18 protein-coding genes and 4 pseudogenes are annotated in these 16,962 nt (G+C 71.2%); 16 read left to right on the top strand and 6 right to left on the bottom strand.

The genetic code is table 11. The features are described from left to right. Positions 1 to 9: 9 nt before the first annotated feature. Positions 10 to 1,185, bottom strand: a complete 1,176-nt coding sequence (locus N8I87_RS04740; RefSeq protein WP_317633447.1) for an MFS transporter — start codon at positions 1,183 to 1,185, stop codon at positions 10 to 12. Positions 1,186 to 1,384: 199 nt separating this feature from the next. Between N8I87_RS04740 and N8I87_RS04735 the strand changes: the two genes are divergently transcribed. Both N8I87_RS04735 and N8I87_RS04730 read left to right on the top strand, forming a co-directional pair. Further along, on the top strand, positions 1,385 to 2,170 hold the full coding sequence (locus N8I87_RS04735; RefSeq protein ID WP_263205735.1) for a DeoR/GlpR family DNA-binding transcription regulator: 786 nt from the start codon (positions 1,385 to 1,387) through the stop codon (positions 2,168 to 2,170). Between the two features lie 190 nt (positions 2,171 to 2,360). Further along, on the top strand, positions 2,361 to 3,980 hold the full coding sequence (locus N8I87_RS04730; RefSeq protein ID WP_263205734.1) for a sigma-70 family RNA polymerase sigma factor: 1,620 nt from the start codon (positions 2,361 to 2,363) through the stop codon (positions 3,978 to 3,980). Positions 3,981 to 4,096: 116 nt separating this feature from the next. Here the strand turns inward: N8I87_RS04730 and N8I87_RS44855 are convergent. Next, positions 4,097 to 4,162 (bottom strand): annotated as a pseudogene (locus N8I87_RS44855) (hypothetical protein); the annotation flags it as partial. Positions 4,163 to 4,172: 10 nt separating this feature from the next. Between N8I87_RS44855 and N8I87_RS44850 the strand changes: the two are divergent. Continuing rightward, complete coding sequence (locus N8I87_RS44850) at positions 4,173 to 4,346, top strand: hypothetical protein (RefSeq protein WP_491743932.1); 174 nt, start codon at positions 4,173 to 4,175, stop codon at positions 4,344 to 4,346. 27 nt (positions 4,347 to 4,373) lie between these two features. Continuing rightward, the gene (locus N8I87_RS04720; RefSeq protein ID WP_263205732.1) at positions 4,374 to 5,348 is read left to right on the top strand and encodes a threo-3-hydroxy-L-aspartate ammonia-lyase; all 975 of its coding nucleotides are present in this window, start codon (positions 4,374 to 4,376) and stop codon (positions 5,346 to 5,348) included. A gap of 3 nt (positions 5,349 to 5,351) precedes the next feature. On the opposite strand, the gene N8I87_RS04715 is transcribed toward N8I87_RS04720, so the two are convergent. Continuing rightward, on the bottom strand, positions 5,352 to 5,765 hold the full coding sequence (locus tag N8I87_RS04715; RefSeq protein WP_263205730.1) for a DUF3291 domain-containing protein: 414 nt from the start codon (positions 5,763 to 5,765) through the stop codon (positions 5,352 to 5,354). A gap of 143 nt (positions 5,766 to 5,908) precedes the next feature. On the opposite strand from N8I87_RS04715, the gene N8I87_RS04710 reads away from it, so the two are divergent. Continuing rightward, positions 5,909 to 6,550: a MerR family transcriptional regulator gene (locus N8I87_RS04710; RefSeq protein ID WP_263205728.1), complete on the top strand. Its 642-nt coding sequence runs from the start codon at positions 5,909 to 5,911 to the stop codon at positions 6,548 to 6,550. 34 nt (positions 6,551 to 6,584) lie between these two features. On the opposite strand, the gene N8I87_RS04705 is transcribed toward N8I87_RS04710, so the two are convergent. After that, positions 6,585 to 8,006 carry a family 2B encapsulin nanocompartment shell protein gene (locus N8I87_RS04705; RefSeq protein ID WP_263205727.1) on the bottom strand — a complete coding sequence of 474 codons (1,422 nt, stop codon included), beginning with the start codon at positions 8,004 to 8,006 and terminating at the stop codon, positions 6,585 to 6,587. A 557-nt stretch (positions 8,007 to 8,563) separates the two neighbouring features. Between N8I87_RS04705 and N8I87_RS04700 the strand changes: the two genes are divergently transcribed. Both N8I87_RS04700 and pqqB read left to right on the top strand, forming a co-directional pair. After that, positions 8,564 to 9,676 (top strand): hypothetical protein, encoded by a 1,113-nt coding sequence (locus N8I87_RS04700; protein ID WP_263205725.1) that lies wholly within the window; start codon positions 8,564 to 8,566, stop codon positions 9,674 to 9,676. A gap of 64 nt (positions 9,677 to 9,740) precedes the next feature. Further along, a complete protein-coding gene (pqqB, locus tag N8I87_RS04695; RefSeq protein WP_263205724.1) occupies positions 9,741 to 10,631 on the top strand; it encodes a pyrroloquinoline quinone biosynthesis protein PqqB in 891 nt (296 codons plus the stop codon). 6 nt (positions 10,632 to 10,637) lie between these two features. Here the strand turns inward: pqqB and N8I87_RS04690 are convergent, their stop codons facing one another. Together N8I87_RS04690 and N8I87_RS04685 are read right to left on the bottom strand one after the other, a co-directional pair. After that, the gene (locus N8I87_RS04690) at positions 10,638 to 11,045 is read right to left on the bottom strand and encodes a MarR family winged helix-turn-helix transcriptional regulator (RefSeq protein ID WP_263205722.1); all 408 of its coding nucleotides are present in this window, start codon (positions 11,043 to 11,045) and stop codon (positions 10,638 to 10,640) included. A gap of 91 nt (positions 11,046 to 11,136) precedes the next feature. Next, complete coding sequence (locus N8I87_RS04685) at positions 11,137 to 11,487, bottom strand: VOC family protein (protein ID WP_263205721.1); 351 nt, start codon at positions 11,485 to 11,487, stop codon at positions 11,137 to 11,139. A gap of 165 nt (positions 11,488 to 11,652) precedes the next feature. On the opposite strand from N8I87_RS04685, the gene N8I87_RS04680 reads away from it, so the two are divergent. The 9 genes and pseudogenes from N8I87_RS04680 (at position 11,653) to N8I87_RS04640 (ending at position 16,810) form a co-directional block, all read left to right on the top strand. Continuing rightward, the gene (locus tag N8I87_RS04680; protein ID WP_263205719.1) at positions 11,653 to 11,802 is read left to right on the top strand and encodes a hypothetical protein; all 150 of its coding nucleotides are present in this window, start codon (positions 11,653 to 11,655) and stop codon (positions 11,800 to 11,802) included. A gap of 98 nt (positions 11,803 to 11,900) precedes the next feature. Next, positions 11,901 to 12,173: pseudogene (locus N8I87_RS04675) on the top strand (Beta-galactosidase C-terminal domain); the annotation flags it as partial. A gap of 112 nt (positions 12,174 to 12,285) precedes the next feature. Next, a pseudogene (locus N8I87_RS04670) lies at positions 12,286 to 12,941 on the top strand (arabinogalactan endo-1,4-beta-galactosidase); the annotation flags it as partial. Positions 12,942 to 13,184: 243 nt separating this feature from the next. After that, complete coding sequence (locus tag N8I87_RS04665; RefSeq protein ID WP_263205718.1) at positions 13,185 to 13,472, top strand: ArsR family transcriptional regulator; 288 nt, start codon at positions 13,185 to 13,187, stop codon at positions 13,470 to 13,472. A gap of 128 nt (positions 13,473 to 13,600) precedes the next feature. Next, entirely contained in the window at positions 13,601 to 14,566 is a 966-nt protein-coding gene (locus tag N8I87_RS04660) for an SMP-30/gluconolactonase/LRE family protein (protein WP_263205717.1), read from the top strand. Positions 14,567 to 14,692: 126 nt separating this feature from the next. Then, a pseudogene (locus N8I87_RS04655) lies at positions 14,693 to 15,153 on the top strand (fluoride efflux transporter FluC). Then, the gene (locus tag N8I87_RS04650; RefSeq protein WP_263205716.1) at positions 15,150 to 15,524 is read left to right on the top strand and encodes a DUF190 domain-containing protein; all 375 of its coding nucleotides are present in this window, start codon (positions 15,150 to 15,152) and stop codon (positions 15,522 to 15,524) included. The pseudogene N8I87_RS04655 and the gene N8I87_RS04650 overlap by 4 nt, the downstream one beginning before the upstream one ends. Positions 15,525 to 15,526: 2 nt before the next feature. Then, positions 15,527 to 15,901, top strand: coding sequence for a fluoride efflux transporter CrcB (gene crcB / locus N8I87_RS04645; RefSeq protein WP_263205715.1), 375 nt, complete (start codon positions 15,527 to 15,529; stop codon positions 15,899 to 15,901). Positions 15,902 to 15,973: 72 nt separating this feature from the next. Continuing rightward, positions 15,974 to 16,810: an undecaprenyl-diphosphate phosphatase gene (locus tag N8I87_RS04640; protein WP_263205714.1), complete on the top strand. Its 837-nt coding sequence runs from the start codon at positions 15,974 to 15,976 to the stop codon at positions 16,808 to 16,810. Positions 16,811 to 16,962 lie beyond the last annotated feature (152 nt).

Genomic DNA, 16,962 nt, shown 5'->3' with positions numbered 1-16,962 from the left:
TTCGTTCGATCACGCCCGCACCTCCGAGGGCTTGGTGGTCCCGGCGGAGCCGGGGCTCGACGCGGGCAGTCCGTTCGGGTCGGGGGCGTTGCCGCGCAGCCAGAGGCTGAGCAGAAGACAGACGCCGGCCAGAGCGAACAGGACGACCGGGAGCGCCTTGACGTCCAGCCCGTCGACGACCACGCCGAGCAGCGGCGGGAAGGCGACGCCACCGATCATCGACGCCGCCATCACATAGGCGCCGGCCGCGGCGACGCTCGGTACCGCCCGGTGCAGCCAGGGCAGACACGTGGGGAAGATCGGCGCGATGGCGAGGCCGACGCCGAAGTAGGCGTACGGCGTCGCCGAGGGGAGGGTCGCGAGCAGCAGGAATCCCGCCATGCCCGCACAGCACACGGTCAGGATCGCGGGCGCCGAGAAGCGCAGGCAGAGCGGGACCACGACGAAGCGGCCGATGGTCATGGCGGCCCAGTACGCCGACGTGGCGGTGGCGGCGGTCGCGGCGGCGTAACCCACGGTCTCCAGATGGGTGGGCTCCCATCCGCCGACCCCGGTCTCGATGGCCACGTGCAGCACGTAGACACCGATGAACGCGGCGATGATCGGTGCGACGCGTGCACCCGTGCCGGACGCGGCCTCGGCGACGGGCTCGGGCTGTCGGGAGGCCACACCCCCGAGGGTGAACAGGATGAGGACACAGACGGCTGCGACGCCGACGAAGATGCCCGGGTAGTGCTCGGCGCCGAGCCATCCCACCAGGGCGGGCCCCGCGATCGCACCCACGCCGAAGTGGCCGTTGAGCAGGTTGAGCATCGCGGTGCTGCGGCGGCCGAAGGCGACGGCGAACAGTTGGTTGAGGCCGTAGTCGACGCCGCCGAAGCCGAGGCCGATGACGAAGGTGCCGACGAGGGCCAGGGGCCAGTCGGGCGCGACGGCGAAGACCACCGCGCCCAGCGCCATGAGCAAGTACGAGGCGCCGAGCAGGATTTGGTGGCCCAGTCGGGTGCACAGCACGTGGTAGACGAGCACGCCGACCACCGCGGCGGCGAAGTGTCCGCTCAGGCTGAGCCCGGCGACGGCGGGGCTGATGCCGTAGTCGTTGCGCAACGCGGGGATCGCGGGACCGTACAGGGCCTGGAGCGCTCCGATCACCACGAACGCCATGCAGGAGGCGATGATCGCCACGGTCGTGAGTAACGGTTGCGGCGCCCCGGACGGATCGGGTCTGCGAGCTGTGGACATCGAACTCCTCCAGAGACGGTAGCTGAGCGCCCATCAAACGCACACGGGAAGACGCAGTTCAGGTAGGCATCACCGCTGAACTCTCTCATGGATCACGTTATATTGAACAGGCTGGATGTTCATTGAGCGGCATCCTGCGGGGATGGCCGATACCCTCGCCGACATGAATGTGATGGAGAGACACAACTTCGTGATCGAGAGGCTCATGCGCGAGAACCGCGCGACGGTCGCGGACCTCGCCCGCGCGACGGGGGCCTCGGAGATGACGATCCGCCGGGACCTGGAACTCCTCGAATCTCGCGGTGCCCTGCGCAGGGTTCGCGGCGGTGCGGTGAGCAATCTGCCGGGCGGGGTCGAGCCGCCGTACGCGATCCGCGCGATGTCGGGCTTGGAGGCGAAGGAGCGACTCGCGCGCGCCGTGCTGTCGTTGCTGACGGACGGCGAGACGGTCGCCCTGGACACCGGTACGACCCTGGTGGCCGTCGCGAAGGCCATGGAGGACCGGCAGTTCACCGTCACCCCGCTGTCGCTGCACGCGGCTTTCGCCCTGTCCCCGTACCCCGGCATCCAGTTGCTGCTGCCCGGTGGCCAGGTCCGTTCGGGAGAGCTCTCCTTCTACGGTCACACACCCGCCGAAACCTTCAAGGACCTGTGCTTCGACACCTTCGTGCTGGGCTGCTGCGGGGTGGACCCGGTGCGCGGAGCCACCGCGTACAACCTCGACGACGTCCGGGTGAAGCGGGCGGCCCTCGATGCGGCCCAGCGGGTCGTCCTGGTGGCCACGGCCGAGAAGCTCGGTCGTACGGCGCTCGGGCGCGTCTGCTCACTGGAGGAGATCGCCCTGGTCGTCACGGACGCGGCACCGGACAACCCGGTGGTCGAGGCGATGCAGGCGCGGGGCGTTCAGGTGGTCCATCCGCAGCCCTGAGCGGAACTTCCCCAGGACCCGCGCGTCGTCCTCGCGCGATGTGACGTCCTCCACTCCGCTCCGCTTCCTGTGCCCCCGCGGTGAACCTCTCGTGGAATATGTGTCCGAAGAACTGTTATCCGAGGCTCACCGAACGATCTCCCATGCATCGGACAGCAACGTTCGGCGTCGAGGACAGGGAAGTTTTTTGATGAGCACACAGAACCCGGTGGCGACCGCGGCACTGGTGACCGCTGCCCGAGGGGGCGACCCCGAGGCTCAGGACGCCCTGGTCAGTGCGTACCTCCCGCTGGTCTACAACGTCGTGGGGCGGGCTCTGAACGGCTCGGTCGACGTCGACGACGTGGTGCAGGAGACCATGCTCCGCGCCCTCGACGGGCTGGGCGGACTGCGCGACCCCGAGAGCTTCCGCTCCTGGCTCGTGGCGATCGCGATGAATCAGGTCCGGGCGCAGTGGCAGGACCGGCAGGGCGCACCGGGTGCCGTGGAGGACGCCCGGGACCTCGCGGACCCGGGCGCCGACTTCGTCGACCTGACCATGGTGCAGTTGCAACTGTCCGGCCAGCGCCAGGAGACCGCCCGGGCATCCCGCTGGCTGGAGCCGGACGACCGGGGACTGCTGTCGCTGTGGTGGCTGGAGTGCGCGGGCGAACTGACCCGGGCCGAGGTCGCCGCGGCCCTGGAGCTGTCGCCGCAGCACACGGCGGTCCGGGTACAGCGGATGAAGGCGCAACTGGAGGCCGCCCGCGTGGTGGTGCGGGCCCTCGACGCGCAGCCGCCGTGCGAGGAACTGCGGGGCATGCTGGGCACTTGGGACGGCCGGCCCTCGGCGCTGTGGCGCAAGCGAATAGCCCGGCACGCCCGTGGCTGCGCGCGCTGCTCCGGCCTGTGGAGCGGATTGATGCCGGCCGAGGGGTTGCTGGCCGGTCTGGCGCTGGTCGCGGCCGCGCCCGCACTGCTGGAGAAGGTGCTCTCCGCCTCCGACTCCATGGCACCGGCCGGGTCGGCATCCTCGCTCGGCGCCTCCGCACATCACGCCGCGGCGGGCACGGGAGCCGGACACCGCGCCGGGCGCGGCCGGTCGAACTCCCGTGGCGAGGCCCGGCGACGACGGCGCGTACGGCGCAGGGCCGTCGGCGGTGCCGTGGTGGCGGCCTGTGTGGCGGGCGGCGGCCTGTGGTACTTCGGCACGGACTCCGGGTCCGGGTCCGACGGTTCGACCACCGCGCGGACGGCCGATGCCCCCGTGACGGACCTCTCGGCACCGAGCGCCGTCGAGACCTCCCCGTCGCCGTCCGCCTCGAAATCGAAGAAGGCGAGCCCCTCCAAGACCCCGAAGCCCGCCAAGAAGAGCGTGCCGCCGAGCCGGCAGTCCGCCCGGCCGACTCCGACACCGGCCGGCACCCCGCAGACCCAGCCGGTCCCGACGGGCACCGTCGCGCAGGTGGTCGCGCTGGTGAACAAGGAGCGGGCGAGCGCGGGCTGCGGTCCCCTCACGGAGAACGCTCAACTGGACAAGGCCGCGCAGGCCCACTCCGACGACATGGCCGCCCGCAACTTCTTCGACCACACCAACCCGGACGGCGCCGACCCCGGGCAGCGCATCACCGCCGCGGGATACCGCTGGTCCACGTACGGGGAGAACATCGCCCAGGGCCAGCAGACCCCCCAGTCGGTGATGGACTCCTGGATGAACAGCCCCGGCCACCGCGCCAACATCCTCAACTGCTCGTTCAAGGAGATCGGCGTGGGCGTCCACAAGGGTTCGGGCGGCCCGTGGTGGACCCAGGACTTCGGCGCCAAGCTGTGAGGTGAGCGGCTCCTGTCCGGTGCCCGGGAGAGGCGGTTGGCGGCGTCGTCGGTGCTCCGCGCCGCGGCGAGGCAGGTGCAGGCGGAGGCGCGGGAGATGCCGAGCCGGGTCGCCACCTGCTGGACCGCGCCCCGTACGGCGAACACACCGCGCCGGTCGCCGATGTCGTCGCTGAAGGTCATGGTGGGGAGCGTGGTGGCGGGCGGCGACGCCGGCGATCTCGCCGACCAGGGTGTGCACTTGGTTCACGGCAGTCACGTCGAGGATGATGCACAGCACGCCCAACACCGCACCGCACCGCTCGAATCGCGGAGCACCATCATGGACGGCTTGACCAACTTGCCGTCCTGCATGCTGGTGATGTAGTTCAGCTCCGTCGAAGGGACCACAACCATGCCCGACGCCCGGCCCGTCACTCTGCAGGACGTCCAGGACGCCGCGGCGCGGATCAAGGGAGTGGCCCATCGCACGCCCGTACTCCGCTCCCGCACGCTGGACGCGCTGGTCGGAGCGCAGGTCTTCGTCAAGTGCGAGAACTTCCAGCGCGTCGGCGCCTTCAAGTTCCGCGGCGCGTACAACGCCGTGTCCAGGCTGTCCCCGGAGCAACTGGCCAAGGGCGTCGCCGCCTACTCCTCCGGCAACCACGCACAGGCCGTCGCCCTGGCCGCCCGGGAGCTCGGCACCAGTGCCGTCATCGTGATGCCCGAGGACACGCCCCGCTCGAAGCTGGAGGCGACCGCGGGCTACGGGGCGGAAATCATCACCTACGACCGTTACACCGGCGACCGTGAGGCGATCGGGGAGGCCCTCGCCGCCGAGCGGGGACTCGCGCTCGTGCCGCCGTACGAGCATCCGCACGTCATCGCGGGGCAGGGTACGGCCGCCCTCGAACTCATCGAGGAAGTGGGGGACTTGGACGCCCTGGTCGTGCCGGTCGGGGGCGGCGGGCTGATCGCCGGCAGCGCCACCGCGGCCAAGGGACTCCTTCCGGACATCCGTGTCATCGGGGTCGAGCCGGAGGCCGGGGACGACACCAAACGGTCCCTCGAAGCCGGGCGGCGCGTCTCCATTCCCGTGCCGCGCACCATCGCCGACGGGCAGGCCGCCGACATCCCCGGAGAGCTCACCTTCTCCATCAACCGGCGTCTGCTGGACGGCATCGCCCTGGTCGGCGACGACCAGATCCGGGACGCCATGCGCTTCGCGTTCGAGCGCATGAAGATCGTCGTCGAACCCAGCGGCGCGAGCGCGCTCGGCGCCCTGCTGGCCCACCGCACCGACCTCGGCCCGGGTTCCCGCAGGATCGGGGTCATCCTGTCCGGCGGCAACATCGGCGCCCAGCGGTTCGCGGAACTCCTCGGCGGCTGAGGATCACGAACCGGCCTGTTGTTGCTGCTGTTCCTGTTCCGCCAGTCGGTGGCGGGCCTCCGTCCAGTCGATGGGCAGGCCGGACGCCGGTACCTGCCAGAAGGTGAAGACCGACGCCTCCATCGAGGAGCGAAGTCCGGTCATGATCGACCGGTGCGGTTCGGTCCTCGCGTACCGGTACAGCGCGTCCTTGTCCTCCCAGGCCGACAGGGTCCAGAAGGTGCGCTTGAGGGGCTGGGCCATCAGCGAGGCGCTGTACGCGCCGGGCGCGCCGGTCACCTGCTTCCATACGGCGAGCGAGCGCAGGAAGAAGCGCGGTACGTCGGAGAGCCGGCGGACCTCCAGGCGTGACGCCATGACGAACGCCTCGGCGTCCGGTGCGGGTGTGTCGACGGTGGTCCAGCGCAGAGTGGGCATGGTTGTCGCCTTCTCGGGTTCAGGGGTCGGATTCCCGGGTTCAGAGGTCGGAGCACGACGGGGGAGAGGAAGCTCTATTGGATACCTCTACTATCCAGATTAGATAGTAGAGGTATCCAGTTTCCGGAGCGAGGCCGATTTCGATGCGCATGTCCGAGCTGAGCCGCCGCGGCGGCGTCTCCGTCTCGACCGTCAAGTACTACATCCGCGAGGGCCTGCTCCCGCCCGGCCGGACGACAGCGGCGACCCAGGCCGAGTACGACGACCGCCATCTGCGCAGGCTCCGCCTGATCCGCGCGCTGACCGGGGTGCGCGGGCTGTCCGTGGGCACCACCCGGGAGCTGCTGGACGCCCTGTCCCGGAGCGCGGGTGACACCCATCTCACGCTCGGCCTCGCCCTGGGCTCGGTCGGCCCGGCCGAGGAACCCGAAGAGCAGGCCCCCGCCGCGGCCGAAGTCGACGCGCTGGTCGAGGAACTGGGCTGGGACGTGCACCGCTCGGCACCCGCCCGTGCCACCCTCGCCGAGAGCCTCACCTCACTGCGCTCGCTCGGAGTCCCCCTGGACTGGTGTACGTTGCTGCCGTACGCACGCCTGGCGGAGCGGACCGCGGTCCTCGACCTCGACCAACTGGACGGCATCGAGGACCCGTTGGAAGCAGCCGAACGCGCCCTGCTGCTGACCGCCCTCCTGGAGCCCGCGCTGATGGCGCTCAGACGCATGGCCCAGGAGAACGAGTCGGCCCACCGCCACGCCGACCCGGACCCTCACCCGCCCAGGCGCTGAAGCCCGTGTGGTCACGCCGCCGCGCACCGCGTCCTCAGTCGCTGTCGCGGCGGGAGACCTCCACGTTCTCCAGGATGCCGAGCGCGTCCGGTACGAGCACCGCGGCCGAGTAGTAGGTGCTCACCAGGTAGGAGGTCACCGCCTGCTCGTTGATGCCCATGAAGCGGATGTTCAGGCCCGGTTCGACCTCGTCCGGGAGGCCCGTCTGGTGCAGGCCGATCACACCCTGGTCGTCCTCGCCGGTGCGCATCGCGATGATCGACGACGTACGGGCCTCGGTGACCGGGATCTTGCCGCACGGCAGCAGGGGCACCCCGCGCCAGGCCGGCAGTCTGTGGCCGTTCACCTCGACGCCGCCGAAGTACAGGCCCCGCTTGCTGCACTCGCGGCCGAACGCGGCGATCGCCCGTGGATGCGCGAACAGGAAACGTGTCTCGCGCCGCATGCTCAGCAGTTCGTCCAGATCGTCCGGCGTCGGCGGTCCGGAACGGGTGGAGATGCGCTGGTCGTAGTCGGCGTTGTGCAGCAGCCCGAAGTCCCGGTTGTTGATCAGCTCGTGTTCCTGCCGCTCCCGCAACGCCTCCACGGTCAGCCGGAGTTGCTGCTGGGTCTGGTGCATCGGCTGGTTGTAGAGGTCGGCGACACGGGTGTGCACCCGCAGCACGGTCTGCGCGACGCTCAGCCCGTACTCACGCGGCTCCACCTCGTAGTCCACGAACGTCCCGGGGATGTCGGGCTCGCCCGAGTGCCCCGAACCGAGCGCGATCTCGGCCTCTCCGGAGTCGTTGACCGGCCGGTGACCGTCCGACCGGGCCAGATCCACGTGCGCCCGCAGGTCGCCGTGGAGCTCCGCGACCTCCTGGTACGCCGAGCGCGGCAGCGCCAGCACGGTGGTGGCGGTGGCCGCGCGAGCGGTGAACTCCCAGGCGCCGTCCAGACCCGCGAGCACCTGGCCGCCGAAGGTGTCCCCGTCCGCGAGCAGGCCTACCACCGTCTCGTCGCCGTAGGGGCCCGCGCCGATCTTCTCCACCTTGCCGTGCGCGACCAGGTAGACATGGTCGGCCGGCCGCCCAGTGGTGGCGATCACCTGGCCGGGCGCGTACTCCCGCTGCTCGAACCGGGCCGCCAGCGCCCGCAGCGCGGCACCGTCCGGGAACCCGCGCAGCAGGGGCAGTTCGCCCAGCTCCGCCGGGACCACCCTGACCCGCGCGCCGGTCTTGACGAACGTCACCCGTCCGTCGCCGAGCACATACGCCAGCCGCCGGTTGACGCGATACGTGCCGCCCGGCACGTCCACCCACGGCAGCATGCGCGTCAGCCACCGCGAGCTGATCCCCTGCATCTGGGGCTCGGACTTGGTCGTCGTCGTGAGATTCCGTGCCGCGGCGGTACCGAGGCTCTGCTGCTCCCGCTCCTCGGCACCCGCTGCGGGGGTCGTACCGGTCTCGACCGACATGGTTCCTTCTCTCCTGTAGCACCCCGGTAGCACCGGTGACGGTTCATGTGCGCACCGTCACCCTCCGTGTCTACAGCTACCCGGAACCGGTCACGACGAGTGATGACCTGGGAGGGCGTGCGAGGCACGGCCCACCGCGAACTGCCCCCGCACCACCCCCGGTTCCGCCGCGGTCACCCGGTTGGCGGTATCCGCCACGGCCGCAGGGCACGGGCGCGCGCCGGACCGGGAAGGGGGGCACGAGGTGGGCCCGGCCGCCGTGTTCACGGGGGAGTGACCCGGGCCCCGAGGGTGCGGGCGGCCGTCGCGCACTCCCGCGCCCCGCTCCACCCGGACGAGGATGAGCGGCGCCGACCCTGCTCATCCCTGCGGCGATCTCCGTTCACCGCGAGCACACCGTAGGCGTCGGGCGTGACCGGGACACTCCGCAATGCGTGGCCGTTGTCCGCACTCCGTGACCGCTTCGGGGGAACGCGCGGCCGTGGCCGTACGGCGTCCATGACCCGTGTGCGGTGCTCCCGCCGCCCCCGGAGCCGGGCGCCGTTCAGAATGACCGCATGGCATGGATCTCCGGCGCGGCCGGGGCACTGGTGCTCGCACTGGTCCTCAGCAGCATCCTGCGCACCTTGGTGGTGCCCCGCGGGCTGTACTCCGGGCTGGTGTTCCGCCTGTGGTGGGTGCTGCGCAGACTGCTGCGGCTCACCCACCGAGGGGGTGGATACGAGGCCGTCGACCGCGCGCAGACCTGGCTCGCCCCGCTGATGCTGATCGGGATGCTCACCACCTGGCTCGGCGGGGCCCTGCTCGCGTTCGGGCTCCTGCTGTACGCGCTGTCCCCGCTGTCCTGGGCCGCGGCCTTCCGGGAGGCGGGCAGCAGCCTGTTCACCCTCGGCTTCGCCAGCGGCGCCCGGCTGAAGCTGTCGGCGCTCGACTTCGTCGCCGCGGCCACCGGACCGGTCGTCATCGCCCTGCAGATCGCCTACCTGCCGACGCTCTACAGCGCCTACAACCGGCGCGAACTGGAGGTCACCCTGCTCCAGTCCCGGGCCGGCGAGCCCGCCTGGGGCCCCGAGCTGCTGGCCCGGCAGTGGCTGGTCGACACCGAGGGCGCGCTGCCCGAGCTGTACCGCGCCTGGGAGCGGCTGGCCTCGGACATGGGGGAGAGCCACTCCACGTACCCGATCCTGCTGACCTTCCGCTCCCCGCGCCCGCACCGCAGCGCGCTGGTCGGGCTCGTCGCCGTCATGGACGCGGCGGCCATGCAGCTCTCCCTGTCCCCGCGCGTCGCCCCGCCGGAGGCGCGGCTGGTGCTGCGCGCCGGGTTCACGGCCCTGCGCGACATCGCCCGCGCGCTGCGCGTCCCCTTCGACGCCGACCCGGCACCGGACGCCTCGATCCGGCTCACCTTCGGCGAGTTCGAGGAGGCGGTGGCGAGAGTGGAGGCGGCCGGTTTCCTGGCCGAGCGGCCGGCCAGGGACGCCTGGCCGCACTTCCGCGGCTGGCGCGTCAACTACGAGGCGATCGTCTACGAGCTGTGCCGCCGCTGCGACGCCGTCCCGGCCCTGTGGACCGGCCCGCGTGACTTCTTCGCCGGCTCGATCCCGCCCCGGCGCCCGGAGGACCGGCGCCCCGCCGAAGGTCGGCCGGAACTGCCCCCCGCAGAGGGGTAGTCCACCGGCCTGTGGAGGGAAGATCCCAGCGGAGGGACCGGGACGGTGAGAGGAGCGGATGGTCGTGAGGGTCGTCCTGCTGGGCACGGCCGCGGGCGGTGGCTTCCCGCAGTGGAACTGCGCCTGCGTGCTGTGCACGACCGCCCGGGACGGCAAACTGCCTTCCCGCACCCAGGAATGCCTGGCCCTCACCGGCAACGGGCGCGACTGGTGGCTGCTCAACGCCTCGCCCGACATCGGCACCCAGCTCACCGCCACCCCGGCGCTGTGGCCGGGCCTCGGCCCCCGCGACACCCCGCTGCGGGGCGTGCTGCTGACCGACGCCGAGGCCGACCACGTCACCGGTCTGACGGTGCTGCGCGGCGCCGTGGACCTGAAGGTGTACGCGGCCCCGCCGGTGCGCGCCGTACTCGCCCCGGCCCGCGCGGCCCTGGACCGCTACGCCCCCTGGGAATGGGCCGACAGCCTGGCAGACGGCGGATTCGTGCTGGCCGGCGGGCTGGTCGTCACGGCCCACCCGGTGGGGGACAAGATCCCGAAGTATGTACCGGCCCCCGTGCGCGAGCCGGACGACCGCTGGGTGACGGCGTACCGCGTGGAGGACCTGGCCACCGGAAGAGTCCTGGTCTACGCGCCCTGCGTGGCCGCCTGGTCGCCCGTCCTGGACGAGCTGTGCGCGTCGGCGGACTGTGTGCTGTTCGACGGCACGTTCTTCGCCGCCGACGAGATGGGCACGGCGGTGCGGTCCGGCGCCGGGCAGCGGGCCATGGGACACCTTCCCGTCGCGGGTCCGCACGGCAGCCTCGCCGGCCTGGCCCGCCATCCCCGCCCGCGCCGGATCTACACCCACCTCAACAACACGAACCCGCTGCTCGATCCGGCTTCACGGGCCCGCTCGCTGGTGACCGAAAAGGGCGTCGAAGTGTTGCCGGACGGTGCGGAGTTCGTGGTCTAGCCGGGTCTAGCCGGTGCTCTCCCCGGTGCCTTCCAGGGTGCGGGCCAGCGCGGCACGTTGCAGCGGCAGCACTTCGGTGTGCAGGTCACGGCCCTTGCGGGTGAGCGCGACCCAGACCCCGCGCCGGTCCTCCGCGCAGACGGAGCGCTCCACCAGGCCCTCCTTCTCCAGGCGTGCTATCAGCCGGGACAGTGCGCTCTGGCTGAGATGGACCCGTCCGACGAGGTTCTGCACCCGGCACTGATCGCCCTCCCGGGGCGCCTCGGAGGCCAGGATGTCGAGCACCTCGAAGTCGCTCGCGCCCAGGCCGTGAGGGTGCAGGACCCGGTCGATCTCGCACATCGTGCGCGCGTGCACGGACAGGATGTCCCGCCAGCGCTCTTCGAGCCGGGACTCGGCCGTTGTGACTGCCATACCCGCACGGTAACACCGATTCGGCCAATCGTTGAATATGCAACTAGTGCGGGTGCAGGCAGTCGCCCGACGCCCGGGCGGGCGTCCGGGCTCAGGCGGCCGCGTCCTGCAGGAGCCCCACGAGGTTGCCGTCGGCGTCCTTCACCGAGGCGATCAGCCGGCCGCCACCGACGTCCTGCACGTCCTGCAGCAGCTCGGCGCCCGCCTCCAGCAGGCTCGCGAGCCGCGCCCGGATGTCGGAGACGTGCCAGTACGGCACGGGCCCCGTCATGCCCTTGGCGTGCCCGTTCGGGTCGAGGCCGACGTCCTGCCCGGCGTCCTTGAAACCGACGTAGTACGGCTCGTCCGCATGGGGCTCGACTTCGAGCAGGGCGCTGAACAGGGCCTTGGCCCGGGCGATGTCCTTGACGGGGTAGATGATCGTCTGGAGACCGGCGGTCATGATGAACTCACTCCTTCGGGGCGCGGGACCGACGTGATCCCGTCGGTGATCCCACGCTAGAGCCGGGGAGCGTGGGTCCGCTTCTCCGATCCTGACCGGTTGCGGCCCCGCCCCTGACCGCTTCCGGCTCCGCCGCACCGTTCGCCGTGCGGCACCTCATTCGCTGTGCAGCACCTCCGCGACGGTCAGGCTCTGCGTGCGGAGGTCCTCGACACCGGCGTGAGCGTGCTGACCGGCTCCGCTCCCGTGCGGCCGTCCGTGCCCGGACGCCACGAGGGCGCGGGGCCGGGGCTCGTCAGGCCGGGGGAGCGGTGATCCGTCCGGACCCGTGCGTACCCGTCCGCACCCGCGACTCAGGTCGACTCGCGGCGCACCAGTTCCGTCGGCAGGATCACCGCCGCCGGGTCCTCGCCGCCGTGCGCCTCGACGCGAACGGCCTGGACGCCCTGATCGGGCGGGCCGCCGAGGACGCGGGCATCGGCCCGTGCGCCGATCTGCCCCGCGACGTCGAGGTCGTGCGCCGCACCGGCGAGTCCGGCAGCTTTCTGTTCGCGATCAACCACACCGCCACCGACGCCAAGGTGCCGCTGGACGCGCACGGCACCGAACTGCTGACGGGCGAACGCGCCGCGGGACGCCTCGCCGTTCCCGCGGGAGCCGTCCGGGTCGTACGCCTCGACGGCTGAGCCGGCTTCCCTCCGCCCGCGCGGGCCGGTCGAGCCGCGGGCGGAGGGGCTTGTCCTGCGGACCCCGTCGGAGGACATCCTCACCCCAGTTACGTCGAAGGGACGGGGGACGATGAAGTTCCGTCCCAGACGCACCATCAGGGCCCTGCTGCTGCCGCTCGCGGCCGGGCTCGCTCTCACCGCCCTGCCCGCGCAGACCGCCCAGGCGGCGAGCACCCTCACCGACGGCGGTTTCGAGTCCGACGGCACCGGCGCGGCCGTGCCCGCGGCTGGTCGGAGTACGGCGACACCGCGGCCTCGTACACCGAGTCCGGTGGCCACGGCGGGAGTTACCGGCTGACCCACTACGCGGCCTCCGCCTACAAGGTGGAGACGTACCAGTACCTGTCGGGTCTGACCAACGGCACCTGCACCCTCACCGCCTGGGTCCGCTCCGGCGGCGGGCAGAACTCGGCCTACATAGCCCTCAAGAATTGCGGCAGTTCAGAACAGCGCACCGATCTGCCGATCTCGTCCAGTGGATGGATCCGTATCGTCACGCCGATCAAGGTGACCAACAACCGGTGCACCATCAGCGTCAACAGTGACGCGAACGCGGGCAACTGGATCAATGTTGACGATCTGACCTTCACGTCCGGTACGACGAGTACGTCGATCCACGGCGCCGACATCTCCTCCCTCGCCAAGAGCGAGGCCAAGGGCGGCGTCTACAAGAGCAGCTCCGGCACGACCGGCGACGCCCTCGCCGTCCTCAAGTCAGGCGCTCTCCTCCATGACGTGGTTCGGCCACCGCTGAGCCATCGCCGGCCGGGCCCGGCCGTAATAGGGGACGGCCGGGCCCTCCGGTGTCCTCCCGGGCACCGGCGCATGTCCCGGGCACCAGGAGAGGACAGCTTTCTGTCGTACGGCGGTTCGGTACCGGACAAGGGTCGCGCAGTCCAGGACGCGGCGGACCCTACTGCGGGACAGTAAGAGACGGGTGAACGACGAGGCCCGGACGGAGGCGTCGAGATGCTGAGGAATCCCGTCGGCGTAAGGCGCCTCGACATCCTCGAGTGGCTGAAGGACCCGGCCGCCCACTTCCCGCCGCAGCGCCACATCGACCCGGTCGAGGACGGAGTCACCGCACGGGCCGTCGCCGTCAAGCTCGGCGTGCCCCGCCGCGTCGCCGTCACACACCTCGGGCTCCTCACCCGCCTGGGCCTTCTGCGCACCAAGCGAGTTCGGTACCGCACGTACTACCGCCGCGACGACGTCCGCGTCGCCGAGGTGGCCCGCATCTTCGAGAAGGGCTGGTAGCCGTCGGCCGCACGGGTCGGCAGGGGCCTCACGTCACGGCGGCGGCCACGGTGACCCGCGCTCGCCCTTGCTCCCCGCCCGCCTGCTGCCAAGATGGGCGGACTTCCTACCGTGAAGGGCAGGCGCACATGGGCCATGACCGTCCCACCGCACTCGTCCCCCGCCACCATGTCGCGATCGGCGGCCACGGCCCCGAGGACGTGGTGGCCGATGCCCGCGGCCGCGTTCTCACCGGTGTCGGGGACGGCCGCATCCTGCGCCTCGACGGACTCACCGACCCGGCCACGGCCCGCGTCGAGGTGCTCGCCGAGACCGGTGGCCGTCCGCTCGGCCTCGAACTCCTCCCGGACGGCGACCTGTTGGTCTGCGACGCCGAACGCGGCCTGCTCCGCGTCGGCCTCGACGACGGCGTCGTCCGTGTCCTCGCCGACTCGGTCGCGGGGGAGCGGCTGCGGTTCTGCAGCAACGCCGTCGCCCTCTCCGACGGCAGCGTGTACTTCACCGTCTCCAGCCGCCGCTACCCGCTGGAGCACTGGATCGGCGACGTCGTCGAGCACACCGGCACCGGACGCCTGCTGCGACTCCCGCCCGGCGGCGCACCCGAAGTGGTGCTGGAGGGGCTCCAGTTCGCCAACGGCCTCGCACCCGCAGCCGACGAGTCCTTCCTGGTCGTCGCCGAGACCAGCGCGTACCGCCTGACCCGCTACTGGCTCACCGGGCCCCACGCGGGACGCAGTGAGCCCTTCGCCGACGCTCTGCCGGGCATGCCCGACAACCTCTGGCGCGACCGGCGGGACGGCCCGATCTGGGTGGCCCTCGCCGGACCGCGCGTGCCCCCGCTGGACCTGCTGCACCGGACCCCGCCCGCCGTGCGCCGAGCCGCGGCCCGGGCCGCCGTACGCGCCCCGTACCGCCCCACCGGCACGATCGGCGTCCTGGCGCTCGACGACGAGGGGCGCGTCGTCCACCACCTCGGCCGCCGCCACTCCGGCTACCGTATGGTCACCAGCGTCTGCGAGACCGACGGACATCTGATCCTGGGGAGCATCTGGGAACGCGGTGTCGCGGTGTGTGAGGGTCCCATCGCGAAGTGACCCGGCACAGGCCGGGCGGTACCCTGTTCACCCGCCGTGATCAACCGATGTTCACCCACCGTGATCAACCGGCGTTCGACGCACCGTGATCACCCGGCAGTGGGGCCGAACAGGAGACGAACCACCATGACCGCCCCGGAAGCCGAGAGCCTCCGTGTCCGGCCGCGCCCCGCGAGGCGGTCGGCGCGGCGCGCCCAGGCCCCGTCGTCGCGGTGGTCGCGCTCGGCGGCGCGCTCGGCGCGACGGCCCGTTACGCCCTGACACTGGGGTGGCCCACGCCGACCGGGGGCTTCCCCTGGGCGACGTTCGTGACCAATGTCGTCGGATGCGCCGTGATAGGCGTGTTCATGGTGATCATCACCGACGTCTGGGCCGCCCATCGGCTGGTGCGGCCCTTTTTCGGCACCGGAGTGCTCGGCGGCTTCACCACCTTCTCGACGTACACCGTAGACATCCAGAAGCTGGCCGACAGCGGCCACCCCGCCACGGGGCTGGCCTATCTCGCCGCGACCCCGGTCGCGGCCCTCGCGGCGGTGTGGCTCGCGTCCGCCGCGGCCCGCCGTGTCCTGACCGGGAGGCAGCCATGACCAGACTCACGGGCCGCGCCCTGCGCGTGACCGTCTACATCGGCGAGAACGACACCTGGCACCACCGGCCGCTCTACGCCGAGATCGTGCACCGTGCCCGCGCGGCCGGTCTCGCGGGCGCCAGCGTCTTCCGTGGTGTCGAGGGGTTCGGCGCCTCGTCCATGATCCACACGTCGCGGCTGCTGTCGCTGAGCGAGGACCTGCCGGTCGCGGTGGTGATCGTGGACACCGAGGAGCGGGTGCGGGCGTTCCTGCCGCAGCTCGACGAACTCGTCGGCGAGGGGCTCGTCACCCTCGACGACTGCGAGGTCATCCGGTACGTCGGCCGCACGGACAGTCCGGGCGAAACGGACTCGAAGGGTAAGAAGTAGTTGTGAACTGGCTGCTGGTGGCCCTCGGGGCCGTGGTCGGTGCTCCGCTCCGCTATCTCACCGACCGGGCCGTGCAGTCCCGGCACGACTCGGTCTTCCCCTGGGGCACTTTCGTGGTGAATGTCACGGGCTGTCTGGTCCTGGGCCTGCTGACCGGCGCGGTCTCGGCGGGCGCCGCGGGCCCGCACCTGCAGCTTCTGCTGGGGACGGGGCTGTGCGGGGCCCTGACGACCTATTCGACCTTCTCCTACGAGACCCTCAGGCTTTCCGAGGCGGGTGCGGGGCTCTACGCTGCCGCCAACGTCGTCGCGAGCGTGGTGGCGGGTCTCGGGGCGGCCTTCGCCGGAGTGTCGATCGCCGGAGTGCTGTGGGCGTAGGCATTTGTCATTCGCCCGCGCGCAGTGAGACTGTCTACAGCACTGTCGACCAACTCCTCAGAACTGGATCCCATGAGCGCCATCTCTGTCGGTCAGGCCGTCGTCCTCGGAGTCGTCGAGGGGGTGACCGAATTCCTTCCCGTGTCCTCCACCGGTCATCTCAAGATCACCGAGGGGCTCATGAACATCCCCGTCGACGACAAGTCCGTCGTCGGTTTCTCGGCGGTCATCCAGGTCGGCGCCATCGCCGCCGTGCTCGTGTACTTCTTCAAGGACATCGTGCGGATCGTCTCCGCCTGGAGCCGTGGTCTGCGCAATCCTCAGGAGCGCTACCACCACGACTACAAGTTCGCCTGGTGGGTGATCTACGCGACCATTCCGATCGTCCTGGTCGGCCTGGCGGCCAAGCCTCTCATCGAGGGTCCGCTCGCCTCGCTCTGGGTGGTCGCGGGCTCCCTGATCGTCGGCAGTGGTGTGATGTGGGCGGCGGACCAGATGGGCCGCCACAAGCGCGGTGAGGACGACACCTCGTTCAAGGACGCGATGCTGGTCGGCTGCTCGCAGATCCTCGCCCTGCTCTTCCCCGGCTTCTCCCGCTCCGGCGCCACCATGTCCACCGCGCTCATCCTGGACCTGGACCGGGTGGCCGCCACCCGCCTGTCCTTCTTCCTCGGCATCCCGGCCCTGACCGGCGCCGGCCTCTACGAACTGAAGGACGCCCTGGGCGCGGGCGTGGGCGCCGCTCCGCTGGTCGTCGGCACGGTCGTCTCCTTCGTCGTCGCCTACGCCTCCATCGCCTGGCTGCTGAAGTTCGTCGCCAAGCACTCCTTCAACGCCTTCGTGCTCTACCGCATCGTCGTCGGCGTGGCGCTGTTCGGCCTGCTCGCGGGCGGGGTCATCGACAGCTGATCCGCGGCCGCCGGATCCGGTCGGCCGCGCACCCCGGGCGTGAAGTCTGCTTACAGGCTTCACGCCCGTTGAATTTTTCCTTTCGGCTCCCTTGACATCGGCCGTCGCTCACCCGGAACATCACTCCCGTGAACCTGTCAGACAGCCAGACA

Source organism: Streptomyces sp. HUAS 15-9 (assembly GCF_025642155.1).
GTDB lineage: Bacteria > Actinomycetota > Actinomycetes > Streptomycetales > Streptomycetaceae > Streptomyces.
This window is presented reverse-complemented; position numbering and strand designations above follow the sequence as displayed.